The organism is Ramlibacter sp. 2FC, assembly GCF_005503345.1.
Taxonomy (GTDB): domain Bacteria; phylum Pseudomonadota; class Gammaproteobacteria; order Burkholderiales; family Burkholderiaceae_C; genus SCMQ01.
In genome coordinates this window covers 13729-39343 of the sequence record NZ_SCMM01000024.1, presented here as the reverse complement: position 1 = coordinate 39343, position 25615 = coordinate 13729, and the positions used below count along the sequence as shown (strand labels likewise).

Annotated in this window: 20 protein-coding genes; 16 read left to right on the top strand and 4 right to left on the bottom strand. The window is 70.2% G+C overall.

Going from position 1 to position 25615, the window contains the following annotated elements; all coding sequences use genetic code 11:
- Positions 1-24 precede the first annotated feature (24 nt).
- From FFS10_RS12160 to FFS10_RS12130, 7 genes are read left to right on the top strand one after another with little or no spacing between them, the layout of a single operon-like run.
- On the top strand, positions 25-1230 hold the full coding sequence (locus tag FFS10_RS12160; protein WP_137894735.1) for an ABC transporter substrate-binding protein: 1206 nt from the start codon (positions 25-27) through the stop codon (positions 1228-1230).
- A gap of 56 nt (positions 1231-1286) precedes the next feature.
- The gene (locus FFS10_RS12155; RefSeq protein WP_137894734.1) at positions 1287-2147 is read left to right on the top strand and encodes a branched-chain amino acid ABC transporter permease; all 861 of its coding nucleotides are present in this window, start codon (positions 1287-1289) and stop codon (positions 2145-2147) included.
- Between the two features lie 5 nt (positions 2148-2152).
- The gene (locus tag FFS10_RS12150) at positions 2153-3133 is read left to right on the top strand and encodes a branched-chain amino acid ABC transporter permease (protein ID WP_171016103.1); all 981 of its coding nucleotides are present in this window, start codon (positions 2153-2155) and stop codon (positions 3131-3133) included.
- Positions 3130-3900: an ABC transporter ATP-binding protein gene (locus FFS10_RS12145; RefSeq protein WP_137894732.1), complete on the top strand. Its 771-nt coding sequence runs from the start codon at positions 3130-3132 to the stop codon at positions 3898-3900. The genes FFS10_RS12150 and FFS10_RS12145 overlap by 4 nt, the downstream gene beginning before the upstream one ends.
- Positions 3900-4598 (top strand): ABC transporter ATP-binding protein, encoded by a 699-nt coding sequence (locus FFS10_RS12140; protein ID WP_137894760.1) that lies wholly within the window; start codon positions 3900-3902, stop codon positions 4596-4598. The genes FFS10_RS12145 and FFS10_RS12140 overlap by 1 nt, the downstream gene beginning before the upstream one ends.
- A 24-nt stretch (positions 4599-4622) precedes the next feature.
- On the top strand, positions 4623-5894 hold the full coding sequence (locus FFS10_RS12135; RefSeq protein ID WP_137894731.1) for a Zn-dependent hydrolase: 1272 nt from the start codon (positions 4623-4625) through the stop codon (positions 5892-5894).
- Positions 5891-7363 (top strand): M81 family metallopeptidase, encoded by a 1473-nt coding sequence (locus tag FFS10_RS12130; RefSeq protein WP_137894730.1) that lies wholly within the window; start codon positions 5891-5893, stop codon positions 7361-7363. Before FFS10_RS12135 ends, FFS10_RS12130 begins: the two co-directional genes overlap by 4 nt.
- Before the next feature lie 3 nt (positions 7364-7366).
- On the opposite strand, the gene alr is transcribed toward FFS10_RS12130, so the two are convergent.
- Positions 7367-8437: an alanine racemase gene (gene alr / locus FFS10_RS12125; protein WP_137894729.1), complete on the bottom strand. Its 1071-nt coding sequence runs from the start codon at positions 8435-8437 to the stop codon at positions 7367-7369.
- A complete protein-coding gene (locus tag FFS10_RS12120; protein ID WP_137894728.1) occupies positions 8434-9744 on the bottom strand; it encodes a D-amino acid dehydrogenase in 1311 nt (436 codons plus the stop codon). The genes alr and FFS10_RS12120 overlap by 4 nt, the downstream gene beginning before the upstream one ends.
- A gap of 130 nt (positions 9745-9874) precedes the next feature.
- Between FFS10_RS12120 and FFS10_RS12115 the strand changes: the two genes are divergently transcribed.
- The 4 genes from FFS10_RS12115 to FFS10_RS12100 all read left to right on the top strand — a co-directional run bounded on the left by FFS10_RS12115 (position 9875) and on the right by FFS10_RS12100 (position 14616).
- A complete protein-coding gene (locus FFS10_RS12115) occupies positions 9875-10351 on the top strand; it encodes an Lrp/AsnC ligand binding domain-containing protein (RefSeq protein ID WP_137894727.1) in 477 nt (158 codons plus the stop codon).
- A 102-nt stretch (positions 10352-10453) separates the two neighbouring features.
- Positions 10454-10891, top strand: coding sequence for a universal stress protein (locus FFS10_RS12110; RefSeq protein ID WP_137894726.1), 438 nt, complete (start codon positions 10454-10456; stop codon positions 10889-10891).
- Positions 10892-10937: 46 nt separating this feature from the next.
- On the top strand, positions 10938-14024 hold the full coding sequence (locus tag FFS10_RS12105) for a transglycosylase domain-containing protein (RefSeq protein WP_137894725.1): 3087 nt from the start codon (positions 10938-10940) through the stop codon (positions 14022-14024).
- Positions 14025-14067: 43 nt separating this feature from the next.
- Positions 14068-14616 carry a YggT family protein gene (locus FFS10_RS12100; RefSeq protein WP_137894724.1) on the top strand — a complete coding sequence of 183 codons (549 nt, stop codon included), beginning with the start codon at positions 14068-14070 and terminating at the stop codon, positions 14614-14616.
- Between the two features lie 72 nt (positions 14617-14688).
- Here the strand turns inward: FFS10_RS12100 and cphA are convergent, their stop codons facing one another.
- Both cphA and FFS10_RS12090 read right to left on the bottom strand, forming a co-directional pair.
- The gene (cphA, locus tag FFS10_RS12095) at positions 14689-17259 is read right to left on the bottom strand and encodes a cyanophycin synthetase (RefSeq protein ID WP_137894723.1); all 2571 of its coding nucleotides are present in this window, start codon (positions 17257-17259) and stop codon (positions 14689-14691) included.
- 21 nt (positions 17260-17280) lie between these two features.
- Entirely contained in the window at positions 17281-19458 is a 2178-nt protein-coding gene (locus FFS10_RS12090; protein WP_137894722.1) for a cyanophycin synthetase, read from the bottom strand.
- Positions 19459-19637: 179 nt separating this feature from the next.
- Between FFS10_RS12090 and FFS10_RS12085 the strand changes: the two genes are divergently transcribed.
- The 5 genes from FFS10_RS12085 (at position 19638) to FFS10_RS12065 (ending at position 25600) form a co-directional block, all read left to right on the top strand.
- Positions 19638-21896, top strand: a complete 2259-nt coding sequence (locus FFS10_RS12085; RefSeq protein WP_137894721.1) for a cyanophycin metabolism-associated ABC transporter — start codon at positions 19638-19640, stop codon at positions 21894-21896.
- Entirely contained in the window at positions 21893-22387 is a 495-nt protein-coding gene (locus FFS10_RS12080) for a cyanophycin metabolism-associated DUF1854 family protein (RefSeq protein ID WP_137894720.1), read from the top strand. The genes FFS10_RS12085 and FFS10_RS12080 overlap by 4 nt, the downstream gene beginning before the upstream one ends.
- 105 nt (positions 22388-22492) lie before the next feature.
- The gene (locus tag FFS10_RS12075; RefSeq protein WP_212744126.1) at positions 22493-23314 is read left to right on the top strand and encodes a transporter substrate-binding domain-containing protein; all 822 of its coding nucleotides are present in this window, start codon (positions 22493-22495) and stop codon (positions 23312-23314) included.
- 129 nt (positions 23315-23443) lie between these two features.
- On the top strand, positions 23444-24463 hold the full coding sequence (locus FFS10_RS12070) for an IS1595 family transposase (protein ID WP_137894719.1): 1020 nt from the start codon (positions 23444-23446) through the stop codon (positions 24461-24463).
- A 42-nt stretch (positions 24464-24505) separates the two neighbouring features.
- Positions 24506-25600, top strand: a complete 1095-nt coding sequence (locus FFS10_RS12065; RefSeq protein WP_137894718.1) for a PA0069 family radical SAM protein — start codon at positions 24506-24508, stop codon at positions 25598-25600.
- The last annotated feature ends 15 nt before the right edge of the window (positions 25601-25615 follow it).

Sequence of the window (25615 nt, the reverse complement as noted above, 5' to 3'; positions counted from 1 at the left end):
TCGTTCATCCACCGGAGTGAATCCATGAAACGTCGTCAGCTTCTCCAACTTTCAGCGCTCGGCGCCATGCCCGGGGCTTTCGGCCTGGCGCGTCCGGCCCTGGCCCAGGCCGCGGGCGGCATACAGTTCGCCTGCCCGGTGCCCATGTCCGGCAGCTTCGCCGCCAACGGCAAGTTCGCCGACATGGGCATGAAGCTCGCGATCGAGCAGTACGGCTCGGTGCTCAAGCGCCAGCTGGCCTACACCGTGCTCGACACCGAGGGCAAGCCGGCGACGGCGGTGCGCAAGGTGCAGGAGGCGTCGCAGCAGCAGGGCGCGCGCTTCTTCGCCGGCGGCATCCTGTCGTCCGAGGCGCTGGCCATTGGCAAGGAGGTGGACAAGGCCGGCGGCGTCTTCATCACCACGGCGGGCGCCGACGAGATCACCGGCAAGGACTGCGGCAACGCCATGTTCCGCTGGTCCGTGCCGACCTTCGGCGCGATCGAGCAGACGGTGCGCCCGCTGATCGAGTCCATGCCCAAAGCCAAGCGCTGGTACACCATCACGCCGCAGTACGTGTTCGGCGACGGCCTGCTGACGGCGGCCAAGGGCATCTTCAAGGAAAAGGGCATCGAGCATGTCGGCAACAGCTACCACTCGCTGACCGAGAAGGAGTTCAGCGGCTACCTCACCAACGCCGCCGCGGCCAAGCCCGATGTGCTGCTGCTGCTGAACTTCGGCGCCCAGTCGTCCGACACGCTGCGCCAGGCGGTCAGCTTCGGCATGAACAGGAACATGACCATCCTGATCGCCTGGGCCTCGGGCCTGGAGCAGTTCGAGTCGCTCGGCGCCGACCTCTGCGACGGCGTCTACTTCGGCGCCCAGTACTGGCACACCGTGGACTCCGAGCTCAACCGCGACCTGGTCAAGCGCGTCAGCGCCAGGTTCAAGGCCAACCCCAACTACAGCCTGGCCGGCTCCTACATCTGCACCAAGCTGCTGCTCGACGGCATCGTCAAGGCGGGCGCGATCGAGCAAAAGGCCGTCATCGCCGCGCTCGAAGGCATGAAGTACGAGGGCCTGACCGGCCTCGAGGAGGTGCGCAAGGCCGACCACCAGGTGCTCAAGAGCTACTACCTGCTCAAGGGCAAGGCCAAGGCACGGATGAAGGGCGCGGACGACTACGTCGACGTGGTGAGCTCGGGCAAGTCCTTCCTGCCGGCCGACAAGACCGGCTGCAAGCTGGCCTGATCCGGGGCGCGGCCTTTGGGCCGTGCGCCAGGGATTCACTTCGTTTCGGGCATCACATGAACATCTACCTGCTTCAGGTCATCAACGGCGTCGGCATAGGGATGTTGTACTTCCTGCTCGCCGTGGGCCTGTCCATCGTCTTCGGGCTGCTGCGCTTCGTCAACTTCGCGCACGGCGCCTTCTACCTGCTCGGCGCCTACTTCTGCTTCCAGATGACGCGCTGGGGCATGAGCTTCTGGCTCGCGCTGGCTGTCGTGCCCCTGGTGGTCGGCGCGCTGGGCTGGCTGGCCGAGAAACTGCTGCTGCGCCATGTCTACGCCAAGGCGCACGAGTTCCACATCCTGGTGACGGTGGGCCTGGCGCTGGCCATCCAGGAGCTCGTGATCCTGCAATGGGGGCCGCTGGGCGACAGCGTTGCCGTGCCCGATCTGCTGCAGGGCGTGGTCATGTGGGGCGGCTTCGTCTATCCCAAGTACCGCCTGTTCGTGATTGCCTTCACCGCGGTGCTGGCGGCGCTGCTGTGGTACGTCCTGGAAGGCACGCGGCTGGGCAGCGCGGTGCGCGCCGGCAGCGAGTCCACCGAAATGGTGTCGCTGCTGGGCACCAACGTGCTGCGCATCTTCAGCCTGGTGTTCGGCCTGGGCGCCGCGACGGCGGCGCTGGCCGGGGTGCTGGCGGCGCCGATTCGCGGCGCCGAGCCCTTCATGGGCATGGAGGCGCTGGGCGTGGCCTTCGTCATCGTGGTGGTGGGTGGCATGGGCAGCTTCGCCGGCGCGCTGGCCGGCGGCCTGCTGATCGGCGTGGTGCAGAGCGTGATGAGCACGCTGTGGCCCGAGGGCGCCCGGCTGATGATCTACGTCGCCATGGCGGCGGTATTGCTGCTGCGCCCGCATGGCCTGCTGGGCAGGAAAGGATGATTCCCATGAAAAAGCACGCCCCCCTGCTGCTGGCACTGGCCGTGGTGCTGGCCATGCCGCTGACCCTGCACTCGGGGTCCCTGGCCAGCGAGGTGCTGATCTTTGCGCTCGCGGCCATGGGCTGCAACCTGCTGCTCGGCTTCACCGGCCTGCTCTCGTTCGGCCAGGGTATCTTCTTCGGCCTGGGCAGCTATACGCTGGCGCTGACCCTCACGCGCTGGCCGCTGCCGATGCCGCTGGCCCTGGTGCTGGCCACGGCGATGGGCGCGCTCGGCGCCGCCGTCGTCGGCTGGGTGGCGATACGCCAGCGCGGCACCTATTTCGTGATGCTGACGCTGGCGTTCGCGCAGATGTTCTATTTCATCGCCTACACCGCCACCGGCCTCACGGGCGGCGACAACGGCCTGCTCGACATCCCGCGGCCCTCGCTCACCGCCTTCGGCCAGACCCTGTGGCCGCTGGTCTCGCCCTGGCAGTACTACGGTTTCGTCGCGGTGCTGTTCCTGGCCGCGTTCTGGCTGTTGCTGCGCGTGTCGCGCTCCATCTTCGGCCGCACGCTGCTCGCGGTGCGCGACAACGAGGAGCGCGCCGGCGCCATCGGCTACGACCTCAAGCTGCTCAAGCTGCAGGCCTTCGTGATCTCCGGCGCCGTGACCGGCCTGGCCGGCGGCCTGCACGCGATGATGACCGGCATCGCGCCGCTGTCCAACGCCGAATACCACACCAGCGAGATGATCCTCGTGATGACCGTGATCGGCGGCACCGGCAACCTGTTCGCCTCGGTGCTGGGCTCGGCCTTCTACCTGCTGCTGGCGGACTGGCTGTCCACCCTGTGGCCGCGCTGGCTGCTGCTGCTCGGCCTGGTGCTGATCGCCGTCAGCCTGGGCATGCAGCGCGGCCTGTGGGGCCTGTGCGAAAAGCTGGGCGCGCTGTTGCCGCGCGGCAGGTCCGCCCCCGTGGCCGGTTCACAAGGAGAGCGTGCATGAACGCGCCTATCTTGCTCGAAGGCATTGCCATCGAAAAACGCTATGACAAGTTCGCGGCGCTCGGAGGCGTAGACCTGAAGGTGCGCGCGAACACCGTGCACTCGGTCATCGGCCCGAACGGCGCCGGCAAGACCACGCTGTTCCACATGCTCACCGGCACCAAGTCGGTCAGCGCGGGGCGCATCCTGTTCGATGGCCACGATGTCACACGTGAGCCGGACCACCGCCGCGTGCGCCGCGGCATGGCCCGCTCGTTCCAGGTGACCAGCCTGTTCCTGAGCCTCACGGTGCGCGAGAACCTGCGTCTCGCGGCGCAGGGCGTGGCGCCGCGCCAGGCCCTGAACTGCTGGCACGCGCCCCTGGGTGCGCGCGCCAGCGCCGACACCGTGGCGCGCGTGCTCGATCGCCTGGGCCTGGCGCGCTTTGCCGACACGCTGGCCGGCGCGCTTTCGCATGGGCAGCAGCGCCGGCTCGAAGTCGGCATGGCGCTGGCGGCGCGCCCCAAGGCCATCTTCCTCGACGAACCGACCTCCGGCATGGGCATCGACGACCTGCAGGAGATGAAGCGGCTGATCGCGGGGCTGCGCGACGAGCACACGGTGGTGCTGATAGAACACAACATGGACATCGTCATGGACATTTCCGACACCGTCACGGTGATGCAGCAGGGGCGGGTGCTGGCCGAAGGCCTGCCGCACGAGATCCGCAGCGACGAACGCGTGCGCGCGGCCTACCTGGGCAACATGATCACGGGAGGCAAGGCGTGATGCTGCAGGTCGACAACCTCCACTGCCACTACGGCAAGAGCCATGTGCTGCAGGGCGTCTCGCTCTGCGTGAACGACGGCGAGCTGGTCACCCTGCTCGGGCGCAACGGCGCGGGCAAGACCACCACGCTCAAGGGCATTGTCGGCTTGCTGCCGCCGACGGCGGGCGAGGTCCGCTTCGCGGGCGAGGCCGTGCAGGGCAGGGCGCCGCACCAGATCGCCGCGCGCGGCATCTGCCTGGTGCCCGAGCACCGCGGCATCTTCAAGCTGCTGACCGTGGAGGAGAACCTGCTGCTGGGCCAGCGCAAGGGCTCGCCCTGGCAGCTGCAGGACATCTACCGCATCTTCCCGCGCCTGAAGGAGCGGCGGCGCAACGGCGGCGGTCAGCTCTCGGGCGGCGAGCAGCAGATGCTGGCGATCGGCCGTGCCCTGATGAATCATCCGCGCCTGCTGATGCTGGACGAACCGGTCGAAGGCCTGGCGCCGGTGATCGTCGAGGAGATCGTGGCCCAGCTCAAGACCATCAAGGCGGCCGGCGTGGCCATCCTGCTGGTCGAGCAGAACCTGGAAGTCTGCACCCAGCTGGCGGACCGACACTACATCATCGAGCAGGGACGCATCGTCCACAGCGCGAGCAACGCGAGCTTCCTCGCCGACGAGGCCGTGAAGGACCGCTACCTCGGCGTCGGCATCGCCTGAATTTCGAAACACAAAGGAACGATGATGAGCAAGGTGGTTGAAGCTTCCGCCGCGGCGCAGGCCAGCCGGCTGCGCGTCGATGGCGCGCGCCTGTGGCAGTCGCTGATGGACCTGGCCCGGATCGGCGCCACGCCCAAGGGCGGCGTGTGCCGGCTGGCGCTGACCGAGCTGGACGGCCAGGGCCGCGACCTGTTCGTGCGCTGGGCCGAGGCGGCGGGCTGCACGGTGCGCGTCGACGCGATCGGCAACATCTTCGCCCGGCGGCCCGGGCGGCGCGAGGACCTGCCCGCCGTGATGACCGGCAGCCATATCGACACCCAGCCGACCGGCGGCAAGTTCGACGGCAACTACGGCGTCATGGCCGGGCTCGAGGTGGTGCGCTGCCTCAACGAGGCCGGCCTCGTGACCGAGGCGCCGATCGAGGTCGCGGTCTGGACCAACGAGGAGGGCTCGCGCTTCGTGCCGGTCATGATGGGCTCGGGCGTGTTTGCCGGCGCCTTCACGCTCGAGCATGCGCTGGCGCAGCGCGATGCCCAGGGTACGAGCGTGGCCGAGGCGCTGGCGGCGATCGGCTATGCCGGGCCGCGCGGCAGCGCGCCGCCGGTGGGCGCGTACTTCGAGGCCCATATCGAGCAGGGGCCGGTGCTCGAGGCGCATGAGCGCGTGATCGGCGTGGTCCAGGCCGCGCTGGGCCAGCGCTGGTACGACGTGGTGGTGCAGGGCATGGAGGCCCATGCCGGGCCCACGCCCATGGCGCTGCGGCGCGACGCGCTGCTGGCCGCGAGCGGGCTGGTGGCCGAGGTGAACCGCATCGCGCAGGCGCGCCCGCCGCACGGGCGCGGCACGGTGGGTTCGCTGGAGGTGTTTCCGAATTCGCGCAACGTGATCCCGGGGCGGGTGCGCCTGAGCGTGGACCTGCGCGCGGCCGACGACGCACAGCTCGGCGAGATGGACGCGGCCCTGCGCGAGGCCGGCGCGCGCATCGCCAGAGAGCGAAACGTGGCCATAGCCATCGAACCGGTGGTGTATTTTCCGCCCCAGCCCTTCGCCCCCGAGCTCGTCGAGGCGGTGCGCGAGGGCGCCGCGGCGCTGGGCCTGAGCACCATGGACCTGGTCAGCGGCGCCGGCCACGACGCGGTCTACCTCGCGCGCGTCGCGCCGGCGGCCATGATCTTCGTGCCCTGCGCCGACGGCATCAGCCACAACGAGATCGAGGATGCCAGGCCCGAGCATCTGGAGGCTGGCTGCAACGTGCTGCTGCAGGCCATGCTGCGCAGCGCGGGAGTCGCCGCATGAGAATCCTGATCGCCCGCCTCAACCACGAGACCAACACCTTCTCGCCCGTGCCCACCCCGCTGGCGGCTTTCGAGCCGGCCTGGGACGAGGCCGCCTACCGCGCGCAAAAGGGCATGCGCACCGCCATGTCCGCCTTCATCGAGCAGGCCGAGCGCCTGGGCGCGACCCTGGTCACGCCGGTGTCGGCCGCGGCCAATCCCAGCGGGCCGGTGCAGGCCCAGGCCTACGACGCGCTGTGCGGGCGCATCGTCGCGGCCGCGCCGGGCTGCGACGCGATCCTGCTCGACCTGCATGGCGCCATGGTCGCGGAGAACAGCGCCGACGGCGAGGGTGAGCTGTTGGCCCGGCTGCGCGCGGCCGCGCCGGGCGTGCCGATCGGCGTGGCGCTGGACCTGCACGCCAACCTCACGCCCAAGATCGTCGAGCATGCCGACGTCATCGTGGGCTTCAAGACCTATCCGCATGTGGACATGTACGAGACCGGCGAGCATGCCGGGCGCCTGCTGCTGGCCATGTTGCAGGGGCAGGGCGGCTGCACGGTGCGCTGGCGCCAGCTGCCGCTGATGAGCCACACGCTGCGCAGCACGACCCTGAACGGGGCCATGCAGCGCGCGGTGGCGGCCGCGCGCGCCGCCGAGCGCGAGGGCCTGGCCGCGGTCTCGGTCTTTGCCGGCTTCGCGCTGGCCGACATCGCCGCACCCTGCGTCAGCGTGGTGGTCACCGGCGCGGCGTCGCCCGAGGGCGCGCGCGCCGCCCAGGCGGCGGCGGACCGCATCGCCGAGCAGATCTGGGCCAGCCGCGGGCAGTTCGTCTACCGCAGCGAGCCGCTGCACGAGTCGCTGGCGCGCGCCCGGCAACTGGCCGAGGGCGCCGAGCGTCCGGTGCTGCTGCTGGACCATGGCGACAACTGCATGTCCGGCGGCACCTGCGACACCATGGACGTGCTGCAGGCCGCCCTGGCCCAGGGGCTGGAGGACATCGCCGTCGGCCCGCTGTGCGACCCGCAGGCCGTGGACGAGCTGGTCCGGGCCGGGCAGGATGCGCGGGTCCGCATCGCCCTGGGCAACAAGGTGCCGCTGGCCAGCCTGGGCATCGCCAGGCAGCCGGTCGTGCTGAGCGGCACCGTGCGCGCGATCAGCGACGGCGAGTACACCGTGAGCGGACCGACCTACACCGGCCAGCGCTGCGGCATGGGGCGCACCGTGCTGTTCGACACCGGGAAGGCACAGATCGTGGTCACCGAGCGCACGCACGAGCCCTGGGACCTCGGCGTGTTCGGCTGCGTGGGCGTGGATCCGCGCGCCCATCGCTTCCTGCTGCTCAAGTCGCGCATGTACTGCCGCCCGGTGTTCGAGCCGCTGGCGGCGGCGCTGGTCGAGTGCGACAGCCCGGGCGTGACGAGCTCGGACTACGCGCTGTTCCCCTTCACCGCCGTGCGGCGCCCCGTGTACCCGCTGGATGCGATCTGAGGCCTAGCTGTCCTGGTAGGCCAGCGGCGCCCGCTTGACGTTGCACAGCAGCTCGTAGGCGATGGTGCCGGCGCGCTGCGCGACCTGGTTGACGTCGACTTGCGGGCCCCATAGCTCCACTTGGCTGCCCAGGCCGGCTTCGGGCAGCTGGCTGAGGTCCACCGTCATCATGTCCATCGAGACCCGCCCCAGGGTGCGCGAGGCCTGGCCGTCCACGGCCAAGGGCGTGCCGGTGGGCGCGCTGCGCGGGTAGCCGTCGGCATAGCCCAGGGCGACCAGGCCCACGCGTGTGGGCTGGTCGGCGACGAAGCTGCCGCCGTAGCCCAGGGCCTCGCCCGGCGCCAGCTGGCGCACGGCAAACACTTCGCTGCTCAGCCGCATGACCGGGCGCAGGCCGTGGCCGCCGCCCAGCGGGTCGGCGCCGTAGAGCAGGATGCCGGGGCGTGCCCAGTCGCCATGCGCCTCGGGCCAGGCCAGCAGGCCGGCCGAATTGCACAGGCTGGTCTCGCCGGCCAGGCCCGCGGTGGCCGCGCCGAAGACCTCGAGCTGGCGGCGCGTGGCCTGGACCTCGGGCTCGTCGGCGCGCGCGAAATGGCTCATCAGCACCGGCGGACGGTCCAGCTTGCCGCTGGCCATGAGGCGCGCATGGGCCTCGCGCAGGGCCTGCGGCGCGAAGCCCGCGCGGTGCATGCCCGAGTCGAGCTTGAGCCAGACGCGCAGGCTGGCTGGCGGCGCCTCGCTGAGCTCGATCATGCGGATCTGCTCGGCGTGGTGCACCACGGTCCAGAGCCCGTGCCGGTGCACGGCCTCGAAATCGCGAGCGGCGAACACGCCCTCGAGCAGCAGGATGGGGGCGCGGATGCCGGCCTCGCGCAGCGCCAGCGCCTCCTCGAGGAAGGCGACCGCGAAGCCGTCGGCCAGCGGCGCCAGCGCCTGGGCACAGCGCACTGCGCCGTGGCCGTAGGCGTTGGCCTTGAGCACGGCCAGGGCCCGCCCGCCATGCCGCTGGTGCGCCAGGCGGTAGTTGTGACGCAGGGCCGCCAGGTCGATCAGTGCGCGCGCGGGACGGCTCATGCGGCCGCCCCTGCGGGGCGCCGGCCCGCAGGCGCGGCGCCGCCCTTGCCTGCATAGCGAGCCAGCGACAGGCCCGCGGTGCTGATGTCGGGGCGCCGGCCGGTCACCAGGTCGGCCACCAGCTTGCCGCTGCCGCAGGCCATGGTCCAGCCCAGGGTGCCGTGGCCGGTGTTGAGGAACAGGTTGTCGTAGGCCGTGCCGCCGACGATGGGCGTGCCGTCGGGCGTCATGGGGCGCAGGCCGGTCCAGAACTCGCCGCGCGCGAGGTCGCCGCCCGGGAACAGCTCGCTCACCACCTTCTCCAGCGTGGCGCGCCGGCGCGGGTCCAGGCGCAGGTCGAAGCCGCCGAGCTCGGCCATGCCACCGACGCGGATGCGGTCGTCGAAGCGCGTCACCGCCACCTTGTAGGTCTCGTCCAGCACGGTGGACTGCGGCGCCGCTTCCGCATCGAGCAGGGGCAGGGTCAGCGAATAGCCCTTGACCGGGTAGACCGGCAGGTCCAGGCCCAGCGGCGCCAGCATCTCGCGCGAGTAGCTGCCGAAGGCCAGCACGTAGCGGTCGGCCGTCAGCACCTCGCCATCGGCCCCGCTCAGGCGCACGCCCGTGATGCGGCCGCCCTGCGTGAGCAGCTGCGCCACGCTTTGGTCGAAGCGCAAGTCCGCGCCCAGGCCGCGGGCCAGGCCGGACAGGGCCTCGCTGAACAAATGGCAGTCGCCGGTCTCGTCGTTGGGCAGGTGCAGGCCGCCGGCCAGACTGTCCAGCCTGCGGGCCAGTCCAGGCTCCACCTGGGGCAGGGCCTCGCGCTCGAGCAGGGCATAGGGCACGCCGCATTCGTCGAGCACCGCCATGTCGCGCCGCGCGGCCTCGAGCTGGGACGGGCTGCGAAACAGCTGCAGCGTGCCCTGGCTGCGCTGCTCGTACTGTATGCCGGTGTCGGCGCGCAGCTGGCGCAGGCAGTCGCGGCTGTATTCGGCGATGCGCATCATGCGCTCCTTGTTCTGCGCGTAGCGCTGCGGCGTGCAGTTGCGCAGCATCGCGGCCATCCAGCGCAGCTGGAACAGGCTGCCGTCCGGGCGGATCGCCAGCGGCGCATGCTGCTGGAACAGCCATTTGAGCGCCTTGAGCGGGATGCCGGGCGCGGCCCAGGGCGTGGAGTAGCCCGGCGAGACCTGGCCGGCATTGGCGAAGCTGGTCTCCTGCGCCGGGCCGCTTTGCCGGTCCAGCAGCGTCACCTGGGCGCCGGAGCGCGCGAGGTAGTAGGCGGTGCTGGTGCCGATGACGCCTCCGCCCAGGACAATGACTTTCATGGTCAATCTCACTCAGTTCGACGATATAGGCAAGTTTATTGACTTGATTGCAGTAAAAATCACTGAAATAAATTGATATTAAAGCTGATTCGGCTAAAAATCTTTGGTAAATCTGCCGCCTGGAAGTGAAATGACCGAACTCGACCGGATCGACCGCAAAATCCTCGACATCCTGCAGCGCCAGGGCCGCATCTCGATGACCGAGCTGGCCGAGCAGATCGGCCTGTCGACCTCGCCCTGCTCGGAGCGCGTCAAGCGCATGGAGCGCGAGGGCGTGATCAGCGGCTACTACGCCCGCGTGGACCCGCGCGCCCTGGGCAAGACCCTGCTGGTGTTCGTGGAGATCACGCTGTCGTCCAAGTCGGGCGAGGTGTTCGACAAGGTGCGCAAGGAGCTGCTGCACGTGCCCGAGGTCATGGAGTGCCACCTGGTCTCGGGCAGCTTCGACTACCTGGTCAAGGCGCGCCTGAGCGCGATGAGCGAGTACCGGGACCTCTTGGGCAGCATACTCAGGAAGATCCCCGTCACGGCCCAGTCGCACAGCTATGTGGTGATGGAGGAGGTCAAGGAAAGCCTGTTCCTGCCGGTCAACCCCGTCGCCGCATGAGATGCGCTCGATGAGAGGCGCTCGATTGCACGGCATCTGCCAAGGGTCTATGCTTGAACCCTGGCCCGACGGGCGCATGGCTTACAAGGCAGGAGGTGTGTGATGTACAAGCGCATTTTGTTGGCTTACGACGGCTCCGAATCAGGTCAGAAGGCCTTGCTCGATTGTCATGACCTGGCGCAATGGGGGCATTCCGAGCTGTTCCTGCTGGCCGTGATGCCGCTGGCACTGACGGCGCTGGGTCCCGAGGGCAGCTTCTACGACGAGAGCATGCAGGAGCGCGAGCGCGCGCGCTACCAGTCCATCCTCGACGTGGGCCTGCGCCGGCTGGCCGATTCCGGGCTGGCGGCGCGTGGCGAGGTGGTGGTCGGCGACGCGGTCGACGAGATCGTGCGCTACGCCCGCAGCATCGAGTCCGACCTGATCGTGGTCGGCCACAAGCATCTGGACGGCTGGGCGGCGCGCTGGTGGCGGGGGTCGGTCTCCAAGGCGCTGATCGAGCATTCGCCCTGCAACGTGCTGGTGGTGATCACGCGCTGAGGTGGTCTGGTCTTGGCTGGCAACTCGGTTCATTAGGGCGTAGGCCTTGGGCGGCGGTTCTGCCTCTGTCTGGCTGCGGCCGCGGCGCATCGCCGTGGTGCTGGGGCTTGGCGTGGCGGGCCTGCTCGCGGCGGGCGTGGCCTGGGAGTGGCACAGCTCCACGCTGCAGGCCAAGCTGCTGTCGGCCTGGGCGGGCGAGCTGAGCTTCGACTTGCGGGAGGGGCCTGCCAGCGGCAACCGTTACCCGCAGGCCGGCCCCTTCGACCTGCGCATGGGCTACACGCGCATTCCGCAGTTCGCCCTGCGCCTGAGCGAGCGCGACTACCAGGTGGCCGAGCAGGCCCAGCAGTCGGCCGCCATGATCCGCTACGGCGAGCGCGGCTTCTTTCCCCCCTACCACGAGAAGACCCAGACCGGTCTGGTGGTGCGCGACTGCCGCGCGGCACCGCTGTTCAGCACCCAGTTCCCGCTACGGGCCTATCCGGGCTACGAGGACATACCGCCCCTGCTGGCCGAGACGCTGGCCTTCATCGAGAACCGCGAGTTGCTGACGGCCACTGCGCCGCGCCACAACCCGGCGCTGGAATGGCCGCGCCTGGGACGCGCGCTGCTGGATCAGGCGATCTCGATGATCGACCGCGACCACCCGGCCGCCGGCGGCAGCACCCTGGCCACCCAGCTGGAGAAGTTCCGCCACTCGCCCGAGGGGCGCACCGCCTCGGTGGGCGAGAAATACCGGCAGCTGGTCTCGGCCTCGGTGCGCGCCTACCTGGACGGCGAGTACACCGAGCCGGCGCGCCGGCGCATCCTGCTCAACTACCTCAACAGCCTGCCGCTGGGCGCGCAGCGCGGCCACGGCGAGGTCATCGGCATCCTGGACGGCCTGCGGGCCTGGTACGGCACCGACGCCGTGGGCGCGAACGAGCTGCTGCGCGCCTCGGCCAACGGCGGCCCGCAGCAGGCCGAGCAGGCGCGCGTCTACCGCCAGGTGGTCAGCCTGCTGATCGCCCAGCGCCGGCCCTCGTACTACCTGGGCGCGGGCCAGGGCCAGCTGGCCGCGGCGACCGACAGCTACCTGCGCCTGCTGGCCGAGGCCGGGGTGATCGCTGCGCCGCTGCGCGACGCGGCCCTGCAGGCCCGGCTGAGCGTGCGCGAGTCCTATGTCGCCGGCGCGGCGGGCACCGAGGTCAACGACCTCAAGGCGGCCACCCTGGCGCGGGTCCAGCTCGCCGCGCTGCTGGACACCTCTCGCCTGTACGACCTGGACCACCTGGACCTGGCCGTCGACAGCACCATAGACGGGGCGCTGCAGAAGGCCGTCACCGAGACCTTGCGCGGCCTGCGCGACCCCGAGCGGGCGCGCGAGGCCGGGTTGATCGGCTTTCAGCTGCTCGAGCGCGGCGACCCGTCGCAGCTGGTCTACAGCTTCACGCTCTACGAGCGCGGCGAAGGCGTCAACCGCGTGCGCGTGCAGACCGACAACCAGGACCAGCCGTTCGACATCAACACCGGCGCCAAGCTGGAGCTGGGCTCGACCGCCAAGCTGCGCGCGCTGACCAGCTACCTGGAGACCGTGGCCGCGCTGCACGCGCAGCTCAGCCCGCTGGACCGCCAGGCGCTGCGGGCGCGCGAGGTGGCGCAGCGCGACCGCCTGACGCGCTGGGCGGTCGACCATCTGCTGGCGGCGCGCGACCGCAGCCTTCCGGCCATGCTGCAGGCTGCCATGGAGCGGCGCTACTCGGCCAGTCCCCACGAGAGCTTCTTCACCGGCGGCGGCGTCCACAGCTTCAGCAACTTCGACCGGCGCGACGACGGCCGCATCATGACGGTGGCCGAAGCCTTCCGCGGCTCGGTGAACCTGGTGTTCATCCGGCTCATGCGCGACATCGTCCAGCACCACATGTACCGCGGGCCGCGGGCGGCCGAGCAGATCCTCAAGGACCCCGGGCACCCGGAGCGCGTGCAGCTGCTGGGGCGCTTCGCCGACCGGGAGGGCAGCCGCTTCCTGCGCGGCTTCCTGGCCAAGTACCAGGGCCATGCGCCGCAGCAGATGCTGGAGCAGCTGGTGAAAGGCCTGGCCAAGCCCACGCCGGTGCGGCTGGCCGTGGTCTACCGATCCTGGGCGCCCGAGGCCCCGTTCGAGGCCTTCAGCGCCTTCATGCGCGAGCACCTGCCCGCGGACCTGCCGCGTGGCGGCGAGGACGAGCTGCGCCAGCTCTACGAGCGCTACGCGCCGGGGCGCTTCTCGCTGTCCGACCGCGGCTACCTGGCGCGCGTGCACCCGCTGGAGCTGTGGCTGCTGGGCCACCTGCGCCAGCATCCGCTGGCGACGCAGTCGCAGGTCATCGCGGCCAGCGCCGAGCAGCGCCAGGAGGTCTATGGCTGGCTGCTGCGCTCGCGCTTCAAGCAGGCGCAGGACTCGCGCATCGTGCAGCTGATCGAGGCCGATGCCTTCGCCGAAATCCACCGCAGCTGGCAGCGCCTGGGCTTTCCCTTCGACAGCCTGGTGCCGTCCTACGCGACCGCCATAGGCAGCTCGGGCGACCGGCCCGCGGCGCTGGCCGAGCTGGTCGGCATCATCGTCAACGACGGCGTGCGCCAGCCGGCGGTGCAGCTCGAGACCCTGCATTTCGCGGCCGACACGCCTTACGAGACCCTGCTGCGCCGCCGGCCCGGCGAAGGCGAGCGCGTGCTGGCGCCCGAGGTCACGCAGACGCTGCGGCGCGCGATGATGGACGTGGTCGAGCAGGGCACGGCGCGCCGCCTGCGCGGCGTGCTGCTCGGGCCGGATGGGAGGCCGCTGGTGGTCGGCGGCAAGACCGGCACCGGGGACAACCGCCTGCAGGCCTATGGCCCGCGCGGCGTGCTGATCGGCTCGCGCGTGGTCAACCGCACGGCCACCTTCGTGTTCTTCATCGGCGACCGCCACTTCGGCATCCTGACGGCCTATGTGCCGGGACTGGCCGCGGAAGGCTACCGCTTCACCAGCGCCTTGCCGGTGACCATCGTCAAGGCCCTGGCACCGTTGCTGACGCCGGCCCTGGCGCCGGCGGCCGAGGCCGGTTGCGCCGCTGCGCGCCGGGTGGCGATGCCGCAGCTGGAACGCGAGGCGCGCCAGGAGGCCGCGCGCTGAGCCAGGGCCGGGCCGCTATCATGCGCACAGCCCGGAACCCGCCATGCTCTACCAAATCATTTCCTTCCTGCTGGACATCGCCACCGGCCTGCTCGGCGGGGCCTGCCTGCTGCGGCTGTACATGCAGCACCAGCGCCTGCCCTTCGGCAACCCGGTGGGCCGCTTCGTGTTCGCGCTGACCGACTGGCTGGTGCTGCCGCTGCGCCGCGTGGTGCCCGCGATTGGCCCCTGGGACACGGCCAGCCTGCTCGGCGCCTACCTGCTCAAGCTCGTGCATTTCGGACTGCTGATGCTGATGGTAGGGGGTGCGGGGCAGGTCTCGCTGCTGCCGCTGCTGGCCCTGCTGGGCCTGGTCCAGCTCGTGATCTCGGCGCTGACGGGGCTGCTGATCGTCTACGTGATCCTGTCCTGGGTGCAGGCCGGCTCGGCTATCGCCTACCTGGTCGAGCGCCTGTGCGTCCCGCTGCTCAAGCCGCTGCGGCGCCTGATCCCGCTGGTCGGGGGCATAGACCTGTCGCCGCTGGCCTTGCTGGTGCTGCTGCAGATCGCGGCCATGGTGCTGGCCTCGCTGGCGCCTGCCTTCTGGCGCTGAGGGCGTCGCGGGTCGGCGCGAAAGCAAAACGCCCGGCAGCGCCGGGCGTCGAGGGGCAGGCCGGTCGCCGCCTCAGCGCGCTTCGGCGACACGCTGCTTGATATGGGCCAGCGCCTCTTCCACCTGGTCGATCAGGACCAGGCAGAGGTCGCCCGGCGCCAGGCGCTCGAGCGCGCGGTCTATGGCCAGGAGCTCGCCACGGATTTCCTCGGCGTGGCGCGTGCGGCTGGCGCCCGCCAGGCCCTCGCGCAGCAGGGTCAGCACCTCGCCGTCCTCGCGGCCGCGTTGGCAGGCGTCCTCGTAGAGCAGCACCTCGTCGAAGGCGTGGCCCAGGATGCGGGTCTGCTCGCGGATGTCCTCGTCGCGCCGGTCGCCCGCGCCGCTGATCACCGCCATGCGCTTGCCGGCAGTCATGTTCTCCACGGCATTGACCAGCGCCTGGATCGCGTCGGGGTTGTGGCCGTAATCGGCGATCAGCGTGGCGCCGCGGTAGTCGAACAGGTTGAAGCGGCCCGGCACGCCCTGCACGTCGCTGATGAACGTGGCCAGGCCCTGGCGGATCGCGTCCCAGGGCACGCCGACGGCCCAGGCCGCGGCCACCGAGGCCATGACGTTCTCGACCTGGAAGCCGATCTGGCCCTGGCGCGTGAGCGGCACCTGGGCCAGCGGCAGGCGCATCTGGAAGCGGCCTGCCATGGCCACGATGTCGCCCTGGTCGACGAACAGCACGCGCTTGCCCTGGGCGCGGTGCGTGGCCAGCACCGGGTGGTGTCCGTCCTGGGCGAAGAAGGTGACGGCGCCGGGGCAGTGGGCCGCCATGGCCGCCACGGCCGGGTCGGCGGCGTTGAGCACGGCCATGCCGCTCTTCGCCACGTTGAGCACGATCACGCGCTTGAGCACCGACAGGTCCTCCAGCGTGGTGATGTAGTTCAGGCCCAGGTGGTCGCCGGCGCCGAGGTTGGTCACGATGGCGACCTGACAGCGGTCGAAGGCCAGGCCCTCGCGCAGCAGGCCGCCGCGCGCGGTCTCGAACACGGCAGCGTCGACCTCGGGGTGCATCAGCACGTTGCGCGCGCTGCGCGGGCCGCTGCAGTCGCCGCTGTCGGTCTGGCGGCCGTTGACGTAGACGCCGTCGGTGTTGGTCATGCCCACGCGCAGGCCCTGGGCCTTGAGCAGGTGCGCGGTCAGGCGCACCGTGGTGGTCTTGCCGTTGGTGCCGGTCACGGCGATCACCGGGATGCGCCCGTCGTCCTGGTCCGGGTACATGTGGGCGATGACGGCTTCGCCGACTGCGCGTCCCTTGCCGTAGGAGGGGCTGAGGTGCATGCGCAGCCCAGGCGCGGCGTTGACTTCCACGATGCCGCCGTTCTGCTCCTCTAGCGGCTGGATCACGTTCTCGCAGACCACGTCCACGCCGCAGATGTCTAGGCCGACCATCTGCGCGGCGGCGATGGCGCGCGCCGCCACGTCGGCATGCACGTCGTCCGTCACGTCGGTGGCGGTGCCGCCGGTGGACAGGTTGGCATTGTTGCGCAGCACCACGCGCCGCCCCTTCTCGGGCACCGAGTCGGGCTCCAGGCCCTGGACGGCCAGGCGCGCCACCGCGATGTCGTCGAAGCGGATGCGGGTCAGCGAGGTCGAGTGGCCGTCGCCGCGCCGCGGGTCGGCGTTCACCGCGTCGACCAGCTGGCGCACGCTGTGCACGCCGTCGCCTATCACCAGCGGCGGCTCGCGCCGCGCCGCGGCGACCAGGCGGTCGCCGACCACCAGCAGGCGGAAGTCATGGCCGGGCAGGTATTTCTCGACCATCACGTCGCCGTAATGTGCGGCGGCGCGGTAGGCGATCTCGAAATGCTCGCGGCTCGCGATGTTGACCGTCACGCCCTTGCCCTGGTTGCCGTCCTGGGGCTTGACGACCACCGGCAGGCCGAGCTCGCAGGCCGTGGCCCAGGCATGCTCGAGGCCGCCCACCGGCCGGCCCTGCGGCACCGGCACACCGGCGGCGTGCAGCAGCTTCTTGGTCAGGTCCTTGTCCTGCGCGATCGATTCGGCGATGGCGCTGGTGCTGTCGGTCTCGGCAGCCTGGATGCGGCGCTGCTTGGCGCCCCAGCCGAACTGCACCAGGCTGCCGTCGGTCAGGCGCCGGTAGGGGATGCCGCGCGCCACGGCCGCGTCGACGATGGAGCCGGTGGAGGGGCCCAGGCGCACGTCCTCGTCGAGCTCGCGCAGCTGGGCCAGCGCGCCGGCCAGGTCGAAGCCGGCCTGGCTGGCGGCGGCCTGGCACAGCTGCTGGGCGAGCTCCAGCGCCAGGCGGCCCACGGACTCCTCGGTGTACTCGACCACCACCTGGAACACGGCCGGGTCGGGCGTGGGCGTGGTGCGGCTGAAGGTGACCGGGCAGCCGGCCTGGGCCTGCAGGCTCAGCGTGACCCGCTCCAGGGCCTGGGCCAGCGAGACCGGCAGGCCGGGGCGTCTGGGATTGAGCTCGCCAACGTCGGGAAACAGGCGGCGCAGCTGATGCTCGAACTGCGGCGTCTGATGGATGTCGCGCTCGGTCTCCGAGCAGCTGACGATGGCTTCGATGGCGGTGTGGCGGCTCCACAGGTTGGGGCCGCGCAGCGCGCGTATGCGTGAGACTTCCATGAACCAGTGTTCCCGTGTCGTTCAGTGCACAGCCGGGTCCTGCCCGTAGCTCTTGAGCCCGGCCCGGATCAGGTCGGGGGCGATGTCCAGGGCCCAGGCGGCGCCCACGGCGGCCAGCAGCTCGCCGGGCTTGACGCCCAGGCTGCCGGTCAGCCGCGACAGGGCCGGCATGGTGAGGTCCAGCACCCGCGTTTCCTGCTCGCCGCTGGCCAGTACCAGGGCCGTGCCGCGCAGGAACAGCACCCGCCCGCCGCCGGCGCGGTGCGCGGCCAAGGCCGGCGCGGTCTCGCTCTGGGCATAGAAGATCACCTGGCCGTCGCTGTAGCCGGCCAGCTCGGCCACCGCCGGGTCCTCGGCGTTGAGCACGGCGGCGCCTTCGGACAGCACCACGTCGACCTGGGTGCGCACGATGTTGGGCATCTGCCCGTCCTCGTGGATGTAGAACTCCTCCAGGCCGGCGGCGCCTGGCATGCCGGTGACCACGCCGACCTGGCAGCGGTCGTAGGGCAGACCCTCGGCCAGGATGTGGCGCGCCGAGCTCTCGACCACGGCGGCCTGCACCGCGCGGTTGATCAGCAGGCGCTGGCCCTTTTCCCAGCCCAGGGCGCTGCCGCGCTCGAGCCGGCGCTGGTCCAGGAACAGGCCGTCGGCGCAGGCCAGGCCGGTGTGGCGGCCGCTCAGGTGCAGCAGCCAGGCCACCAGCTTGGCGACCATGGTGGTCTCCTCGCCGCCGACCAGGCCCACGATGGGGATGCGTCCGGTGTCGTCCGCCGCGAACAGGTGGTCGACGATGGCCTGGCCCACCGGACGCGGCTGGCCGCTGGCGGGCTTGAGGTGCATCAGCAGGCCGGGGCCGGCATTGACCTCGACGATGGCGCCGCCCTGTTCCTGCAGCGGGCGCGAGATGTCGCGCGCCACCAGGTCCACGCCGGCGATGTCCAGCCCCACCACCTTGGCCGCCAGCGCCACCTGGGCGGCGACCTCGGGGTGGACCAGGTCGGTCACGTCGTTGACCATGTTGCCGTTGCGCATCACCGTGACGACCCGGCCCGCGGCCGGCACGCTGTCGGCGTTCAGGCCCTGGCGCTGCAGCTCCAGCGTCGCCGTGTGATGCTCATTGAGGCGGATGGTGTCCAGCGGGTAGTCCTCCTCCTCGCCGCGCCGCGGGTCGGAGTTGATCTGGCTCTCGACCAGCTCGGCCACCGTGGAGCGGCCGTCGCCGCAGATGGTGGCGGTCTCGCCGCGCGTGGCCGCGACCATGCGGCCGCCGACCACCAGCAGGCGGTGCTCCTCGCCCGGGATGTAGCGCTCGACGATGACCTCGCTGCCCTCTTCGTCGGCCACGCGGAAGGCCGCCTCGACCTCGGCGCTGGTGTTCAGGTCCAGCGAGACGCCGCGCCCGTGGTTGGCGTCGCTGGGCTTGACCGCCACCGGCAGGCCGATGTCCTGCGCCGCCTCCCAGGCCTCCTGCGGGTTGGCCACCGTGCGGCCCTCGGGCACCGGCACGCCGCAGGTGGAGAGCAGGCGCTTGGTGAGGTCCTTGTCGCGCGAGATGCCCTCGGCGATGGCGCTGGTGCGGTCGGTCTCGGCGGTCCAGATGCGGCGCTGGCTGGCGCCATGGCCGAGCTGGACCAGGTTGCCCTCGTTCAGGCGGATCGCGGGGATGCTGCGCTCGGCCGCCGCGTCGACCATGCAGGCCGTGCTGGGCCCCAGGCACAGGCTGTCCACCATCTGCTTGAGCTGGCCCAGGGTGGCGGCCAGGTCGTAGGGGCGTTCCTCGATCGCGGCCATCACCAGGTCGCGCGCGGCCTCCATGGCGACGCGGCCCACGGCCTCGTGGCGGGTGCGGATGACCACCTTGTAGACGCCGGGCAGATGGGTCTGGCGCGCCTTGCCGAAGCCGGTCTGCATGCCGGCCAGGGTCTGCAGCTCCAGCGCCACATGCTCCATGATGTGGCCGGGCCAGGTGCCCTCGCGCAGGCGCAGCAGGAAGCCGCCGCGCTCGCCGACGCCGCAACGGTGTTCGACCAGGCCGGGCAGCCAGGCCGTGAGCCGCTCGTAGAAGCCGGGCAGGGTGTTGGAGGGGCTGTGCTCCAGTTCGCCGATGTCGACCCAGGCCTCGATCACGGGGCGGTAGGTCCAGATGTTGGGTCCGCGCAGGTGGGTCATGCGCAGGAATTCGATATGTCTGTGGCTCATGTTCAATCGCGAACGCTGGGCATCCGCGCCTGTGCGGCGGCAGTGCGGCGATACAATGCGGGCGCAGGCGACGCGCCGGTCTCAAGTGATACAAGTTGGCGCATCATGCGCTTCCCGGCTGCATATTGTCGACTTTCTTCCTGCCGCCATCCGTTTTCTGGCTCCGGCTAACTTCCAACATGACATCGAGTCTCCCATCGGCTGCAGTTCGCAACGGTCTCCCCGTTGCATGGCAGGCCGAGGTTGTCCCGCAACTTCAAACCATAGAGAACGTTTCTGGCTGGTTGGAAGTTGACCTGGACGCGCAGCTGCGCTACTCGCCCGGGCTCGTTATTGTGACGGAGCAGCGCTTGGTGGCACGGGCGCCGGGCGAAAAAAACTGGCAAACCTGGGACTTCAGGCCCGGCCTGAGCCTGCAGCACCACGACCACGCGGGCGTGGGTACGCTGGAGCTGCACGACGAGGGCGGGCGCCTGGCCTGCTGGCGCTACACCCTGGGACACAACCCGGCCGCGCTGCGTCTGATCGCGCTGTTCGAGGCCGGGCTGCAGGCGCGGCTGCAGGGCCGGGCGCCGGAGGCGGCCGAGGCCGAGCCGGCGGGGCCAGACCAGGACGAGAGCCACGCAGGCGACAGCGGGGCGCCGCCCTCGACCTGGACCCTGCTGCGCCTGTGGCGCTTCGCCAAGCCCTACCAGGGCCAGCTGCTGGCGGGCTTCCTGCTCACGCTGGCCTCGACCGCCGCCACGCTGGTGCCGCCCTACCTGACCATGCCGCTGATGGACGAGGTGCTGATTCCGTTCCAGAACGGCGTCAAGATCGATCCCCGGGTGGTGGCGCTGTACCTGGCCGGCCTGCTGGGCTCGGCCCTGCTGGCCTGGGGCCTGGGCTGGATCAAGACCTACATCCTGGCCCTGGTGTCCGAGCGCATAGGCGCCGACCTGCGCACCAACACCTACGAGCACCTGCTCAAGCTCTCGCTAGAGTATTTCGGCGGCCGCCGCACCGGCGACCTGATGGCGCGCATAGGCAGCGAGACCGACCGCATCAACGTCTTCCTTTCGCTGCACCTGCTGGACTTCGCCACCGACGTGCTGATGATCGTGATGACGGCGGCCATCCTGTTCACCATCAACCCGACCCTGGCGCTGGTGACGCTGCTGCCGCTGCCGGTGATCGGCTGGCTGATCCACGTGGTGCGCGACCGGCTGCGCACCGGCTTCGAGAAGATAGACCGGGTCTGGTCCGAGGTCACCAACGTGCTGGCCGACACCATTCCCGGCATCCGCGTGGTCAAGGCCTTCGCCCAGGAGGAGCGCGAGGCCGGGCGCTTCCGCGAGGCCAACCGCCACAACCTGGCCGTGAACGACCGGCTCAACCGCGTCTGGTCGCTGTTCTCGCCCACCGTGACGCTGCTGACCGAGTTCGGCCTGCTGGTGGTCTGGGCCTGCGGCATCTGGCTGGTCAGCCGGCACGAGGTCACGGTCGGCGTGCTCACGGCCTTCCTGGCCTACATCGGCCGCTTCTACACCCGGCTCGACTCCATGAGCCGCATCGTCTCGGTGACGCAGAAGGCGGCCTCGGGCGCCAAGCGCATCTTCGAGATCCTGGACCATGTCTCCAGCGTGCCCGAGCCGGTGCGGCCGGTCGCGCTGCCCGAGGTGCAGGGCCGCATCGAGCTGCGCGGCGCCCATTTCCGCTACGGCAACCGGGCCGTGATCCGCGGCCTGGACTTGAGCATAGAGCCGGGCCAGATGATCGGCCTGGTCGGCCACAGCGGCTCGGGCAAGAGCACCCTGGTCAACCTGATCTGCCGCTTCTACGACCTGTCGGACGGCAGCATCGAGCTCGACGGCGTCGACATCCGCCAGCTGCGCGTGGCCGACTACCGGCGCCAGATCGGCCTGGTGCTGCAGGAGCCCTTCCTGTTCTTCGGCACCATCGCCGAGAACATCGCCTACGGCAAGCCCGACGCGACGCGCGAGGAGATCGTGGCGGCGGCGCGCGCGGCCCATGCGCACGAGTTCATCCTGCGCCTGCCCCAGGGCTACGACTCGCTGGTCGGCGAGCGCGGCCAGGGCCTGTCGGGCGGCGAGCGCCAGCGCATCTCGATCGCGCGCGCCCTGCTGATCAACCCGCGCATCCTGATCCTCGACGAGGCCACGGCCTCGGTCGACACCGAGACCGAGAAGGAAATCCAGAAGGCGCTGGACAACCTGGTCCAGGGCCGCACCACGATCGCCATCGCCCACCGCCTGTCCACATTGCGCAAGGCCGACCGCCTGGTGGTGATGGACAAGGGCCAGATCGTCGAGGAGGGCAGCCACGACGAGCTGATCGCGCGCCAGGGCGCCTACTGGCGCCTCTACGAGGCCCAGGCGCGCCAGGCCGAGGCCGACCGCGCCATCCTGCGCGACGACGACGAAGGGGAGGACGCATGAGCGCTGTGCCGCAGACCCAGGCGGGCCAGCCCGCGTTCAGCCTGCAGCGCGACGGCCGGGGCCGCCTGGTGTTCATAGGCGCCGACGGCCAGGCCCATGCGGGCGCCGTGGTGGTGCGCGCCTTTCCGGTCGCCGCGCCGGGCGAGGGCGTGGCCGTCCTCGACGCCGAGGGCCACGAGCTGGCCTGGGTTGCGCGCCTGGACCAGCTGGGCGGCGCCCTGCGCGAGATGCTGGAGGACGCGCTGGCCCAGCGCGAGTTCCTGCCGGTGATCCGCCGCCTCAAGCGCGTCAGCAGCTTCGCCACGCCCAGCACCTGGGAGGTCGAGACCGACCGCGGCGACACGGCCTTCGTGCTCAAGGGCGAGGAGGACATCCGGCGCCTGGCACCGGGGGTGCTGCTGGTGGCCGACAGCCACGGCGTGCAGTTCCTGATCCGCGACCTGTCCTCCATGGACCGCCACAGCCGCAGGCTGCTCGACCGGTTTCTCTGAGCGTCGCGGCCTCGGGGCCAGAGGCGCGCGCGCCCACCACCGAAGGGCCAGTATGTGCTAACTTGAGCACTGCGCGGTCGAGTTTTCCATCCCCACGGAGGGCCTATGAAAGCGAAACAACGTCGGGCCTTGTGCCTGAGCATGCTGGCCGGCTTGCTGTGCCTCTGGTCGCCGGTCGCCGCAGCCCAGGAATCCACCGCCATTCCCCCGTCCAACGCGCTCGACAGGATCATTGCCGCGGGCGTGGTCAGGATCGCCGTGCCCCGTGACCTGCCGCCGTTCGGTTCCCTCGATGCCAAGGGCGAGCCGCAGGGCTACGACGTCGATGTGGCCCGTCTCATCGCCCAGGACCTGGGGGTGAGGCTGAGGCTGGTTCCCATGACCAGCGTCGACCGCATTCCCAAGCTGATGAGCGGCAGCGTGGATCTGGTCGTCGCCAACCTGGGGGTGGACCCCGAGCGCGCCAAGGCGATTGCCTTCTCCTCGCCCTATGCGCCGTTCTTCTCCGGCGTGTTCGGCGCGCCCGGGCTTGCCGTCAAAGGCCCGGCCGATCTGGCGGGCAGGAAGGTCGCCGTGACGCGCGACACACTGGAAGACCGCGAGCTCGCGAGGATCGCCCCGCGGGGCGTCGAGATCCTGCGCTTCGACGACAACCAGGCGACCCTCTCGGCCTTCCAGTCGGGCCAGGCCGAGCTCGTCGTGACGGGCAGCGCCGTGGTCGCGGCCATGGCCCGCGGCCAGGGCCGCAGGATCGAAACCAAGTTCATCCTCAGGGAGTCTCCGGCCAGCATAGGCGTGCGCCGCGGCGAGCCGGAGCTGCTGCACTGGGTCAACGTGTTCGTCCTGCACAAGAAGCTCGGCGGCGAGCTCGACCGCCTGTCGCGCAAATGGTTCGGTGAGCCCTTGCGGCCCCTGCCTTCCCTGTGATCGCCAGCGGGCCGGCGCCGGGCCGACCGGTCGATGTGGGCCGGCGGTCGCTGGTCGACTTGTCTCGCCGAAATAACTGTATAAAATCAAGGGGTATCCGCTTAGCTCCAGTTGGGTTAGCATTACTGGATGGATGTCCATATCGTAACGCCGGTCGCGGGAAAGGACTACCCCCGGAACTGGAACGAGTTTCTGGACTGGTTTTCCAGTGAGGATGCCTGTCTTTCATACCTGGAGAAGCTGCGCTGGCCGCAGGGATTCGTCTGCCCTTCTTGCGGTGTGCTCGGCGAGCCCTACCGGTCCAGCCGTGCCCGACTGATGTGCCGCAGCTGCGGCTACCAGGGCTCAGTGACCGCCGGAACCATCTTCGATAAGACCCGCACACCCCTGCGCGTTTGGCTGGCGGCGGCCTGGTACGCGACCAACCAGAAGCTTGGGGTGAGTGCTCTCGGACTGCAGCGTGTGCTGGGCTTGGGCAGCTACGAGACGGCCTGGACCATGCTGCACCGCTTCCGCCGGGCGATGGTGCGTCCAGATCGGGAGCTCCTGAAGGGCGAGGTGGAAGTCGACGAAACCTACCTGGCCATCTCCGATCGAGACAAGCCGATCTCTCCGCTCAAGCGCAAGAGCAGCACGAGCAAGGTGCTGGTGATCATTGCCGTGGAGATCCATCAACCCAAGGGCTTCGGCCGGATTCGGCTACGCCGCATCGAGAACGACTCTGGCGAATGCGTCGTGCCGTTCGTGCAGGCGAACATCGAGCCCGGCTCCCGGGTGACGACTGACGGCTCGGCAGCCTACCGCTCATTGAGCAAACTCGGCTACGACCATCAACGCGAGGTCATGCTCGGCTCCGAGATCCCCGCCCATGCCTCGATGCCCGGCGTGCATCGAGTGGCATCCCTGGTCAAGCGCTGGATCTTGGGCACGCATCACGGCTCGGTTCAACCTGAACACCTTGATGCCTATCTGGACGAGTTCGTATTCCGCTTCAATCGGCGTGCCTCGAACTCGCGTGGCATGCTGTTCTACCGCCTGATGCAGCAGGCGGTCACGACCAGCCCGGTGACCTACCGGGACGTCATCAGAAAGCCCCCATCACCCGCTCAAAGTGGACAAGATATACTGGATATAAATCCAGCAAATTGATGCGACTGGAGCTAAGCGGATACCCCTTATAAAATCACAGTCATGAGCCCCGCGCCCGTAACCGTTCCGCTGCAGGCCCTCAAGGGCCGCGGCTCTGCGACGCGCCTGGCGCACCGCTTCGCGGGCGAGGCGCGCGAGGCCTTCGACGACGGCTGGGACACGCTGCAGGCCGGCTTCGCGGAGGGCGGCGCTCCGCCCGCGACCCAGGTGATCTGGGAGGACGCGCGCAGCGCGATCACGGCCAACGACTCGCCCGACATCGCGTTCGAGCGCTCGCTCAATCCCTACCGCGGCTGCGAGCATGGCTGCGCCTACTGCTACGCGCGTCCCACGCACAGCTACCTGAACCTGTCGCCGGGGCTGGACTTCGAGACCAAGATCGTCGCCAAGCGCAACATCGCCGAGGTGCTGCGGCGCGAACTCGCTTCGCCGCGCTACCGGCCCGAGCTGCTGGCCATCGGTTCGGCCACCGACTGCTACCAGCCTATCGAGCGCGGGCTCAGGCTCACGCGTTCGGTACTCGAGCTGCTCGAGGAGACGCGCCATCCGTTCTCTCTGGTCACCAAGGGCAGCGGCGTGGAGCGCGACCTGGACCTGATCGCACCCATGGCCGCCCAGGGCCTGGCCGCGGTCTATGTGACCATCACCACGCTGGACGCGCAGCTGGCGCGGCGCCTGGAGCCGCGCGCCGCCTCGCCCCAGCGCAGGTTGCGCACCATTGCCAGGCTGGCCGAGGCCGGCGTGCCGGTGGGCGTGAGCGTGGCGCCCCAGATCCCCTTTGTCAACGAGGACATGGAGCAGGTGCTCGAGGCCGCCTGGGCGGCCGGCGCGCGCAGCGCCTTCTACACCGTGCTGCGCCTGCCCTGGGAGCTGGCGCCGCTGTTCAGGCAATGGCTTCAGCTCCACTACCCGCAGCGCGCGGCGCGGGTCATGGCGCGCGTGCAGGAGCTGCGCGGCGGGCGCGACTACGACGGCGACTTCGCCACGCGCATGAGCGGCCAGGGCCTGTGGTCCGCGCTGATCCGGCAGCGCTTCGAGAAGGCCTGCGCGCGCCTGGGCTTCAACCGCCAGCGCATAGCGCTCGATACGGGCCAGTTCAGGCCGGCCGCCGCGCCGGGGCAGGGCCGGCTGTTCTGAAGTGGTTCCGGGTCA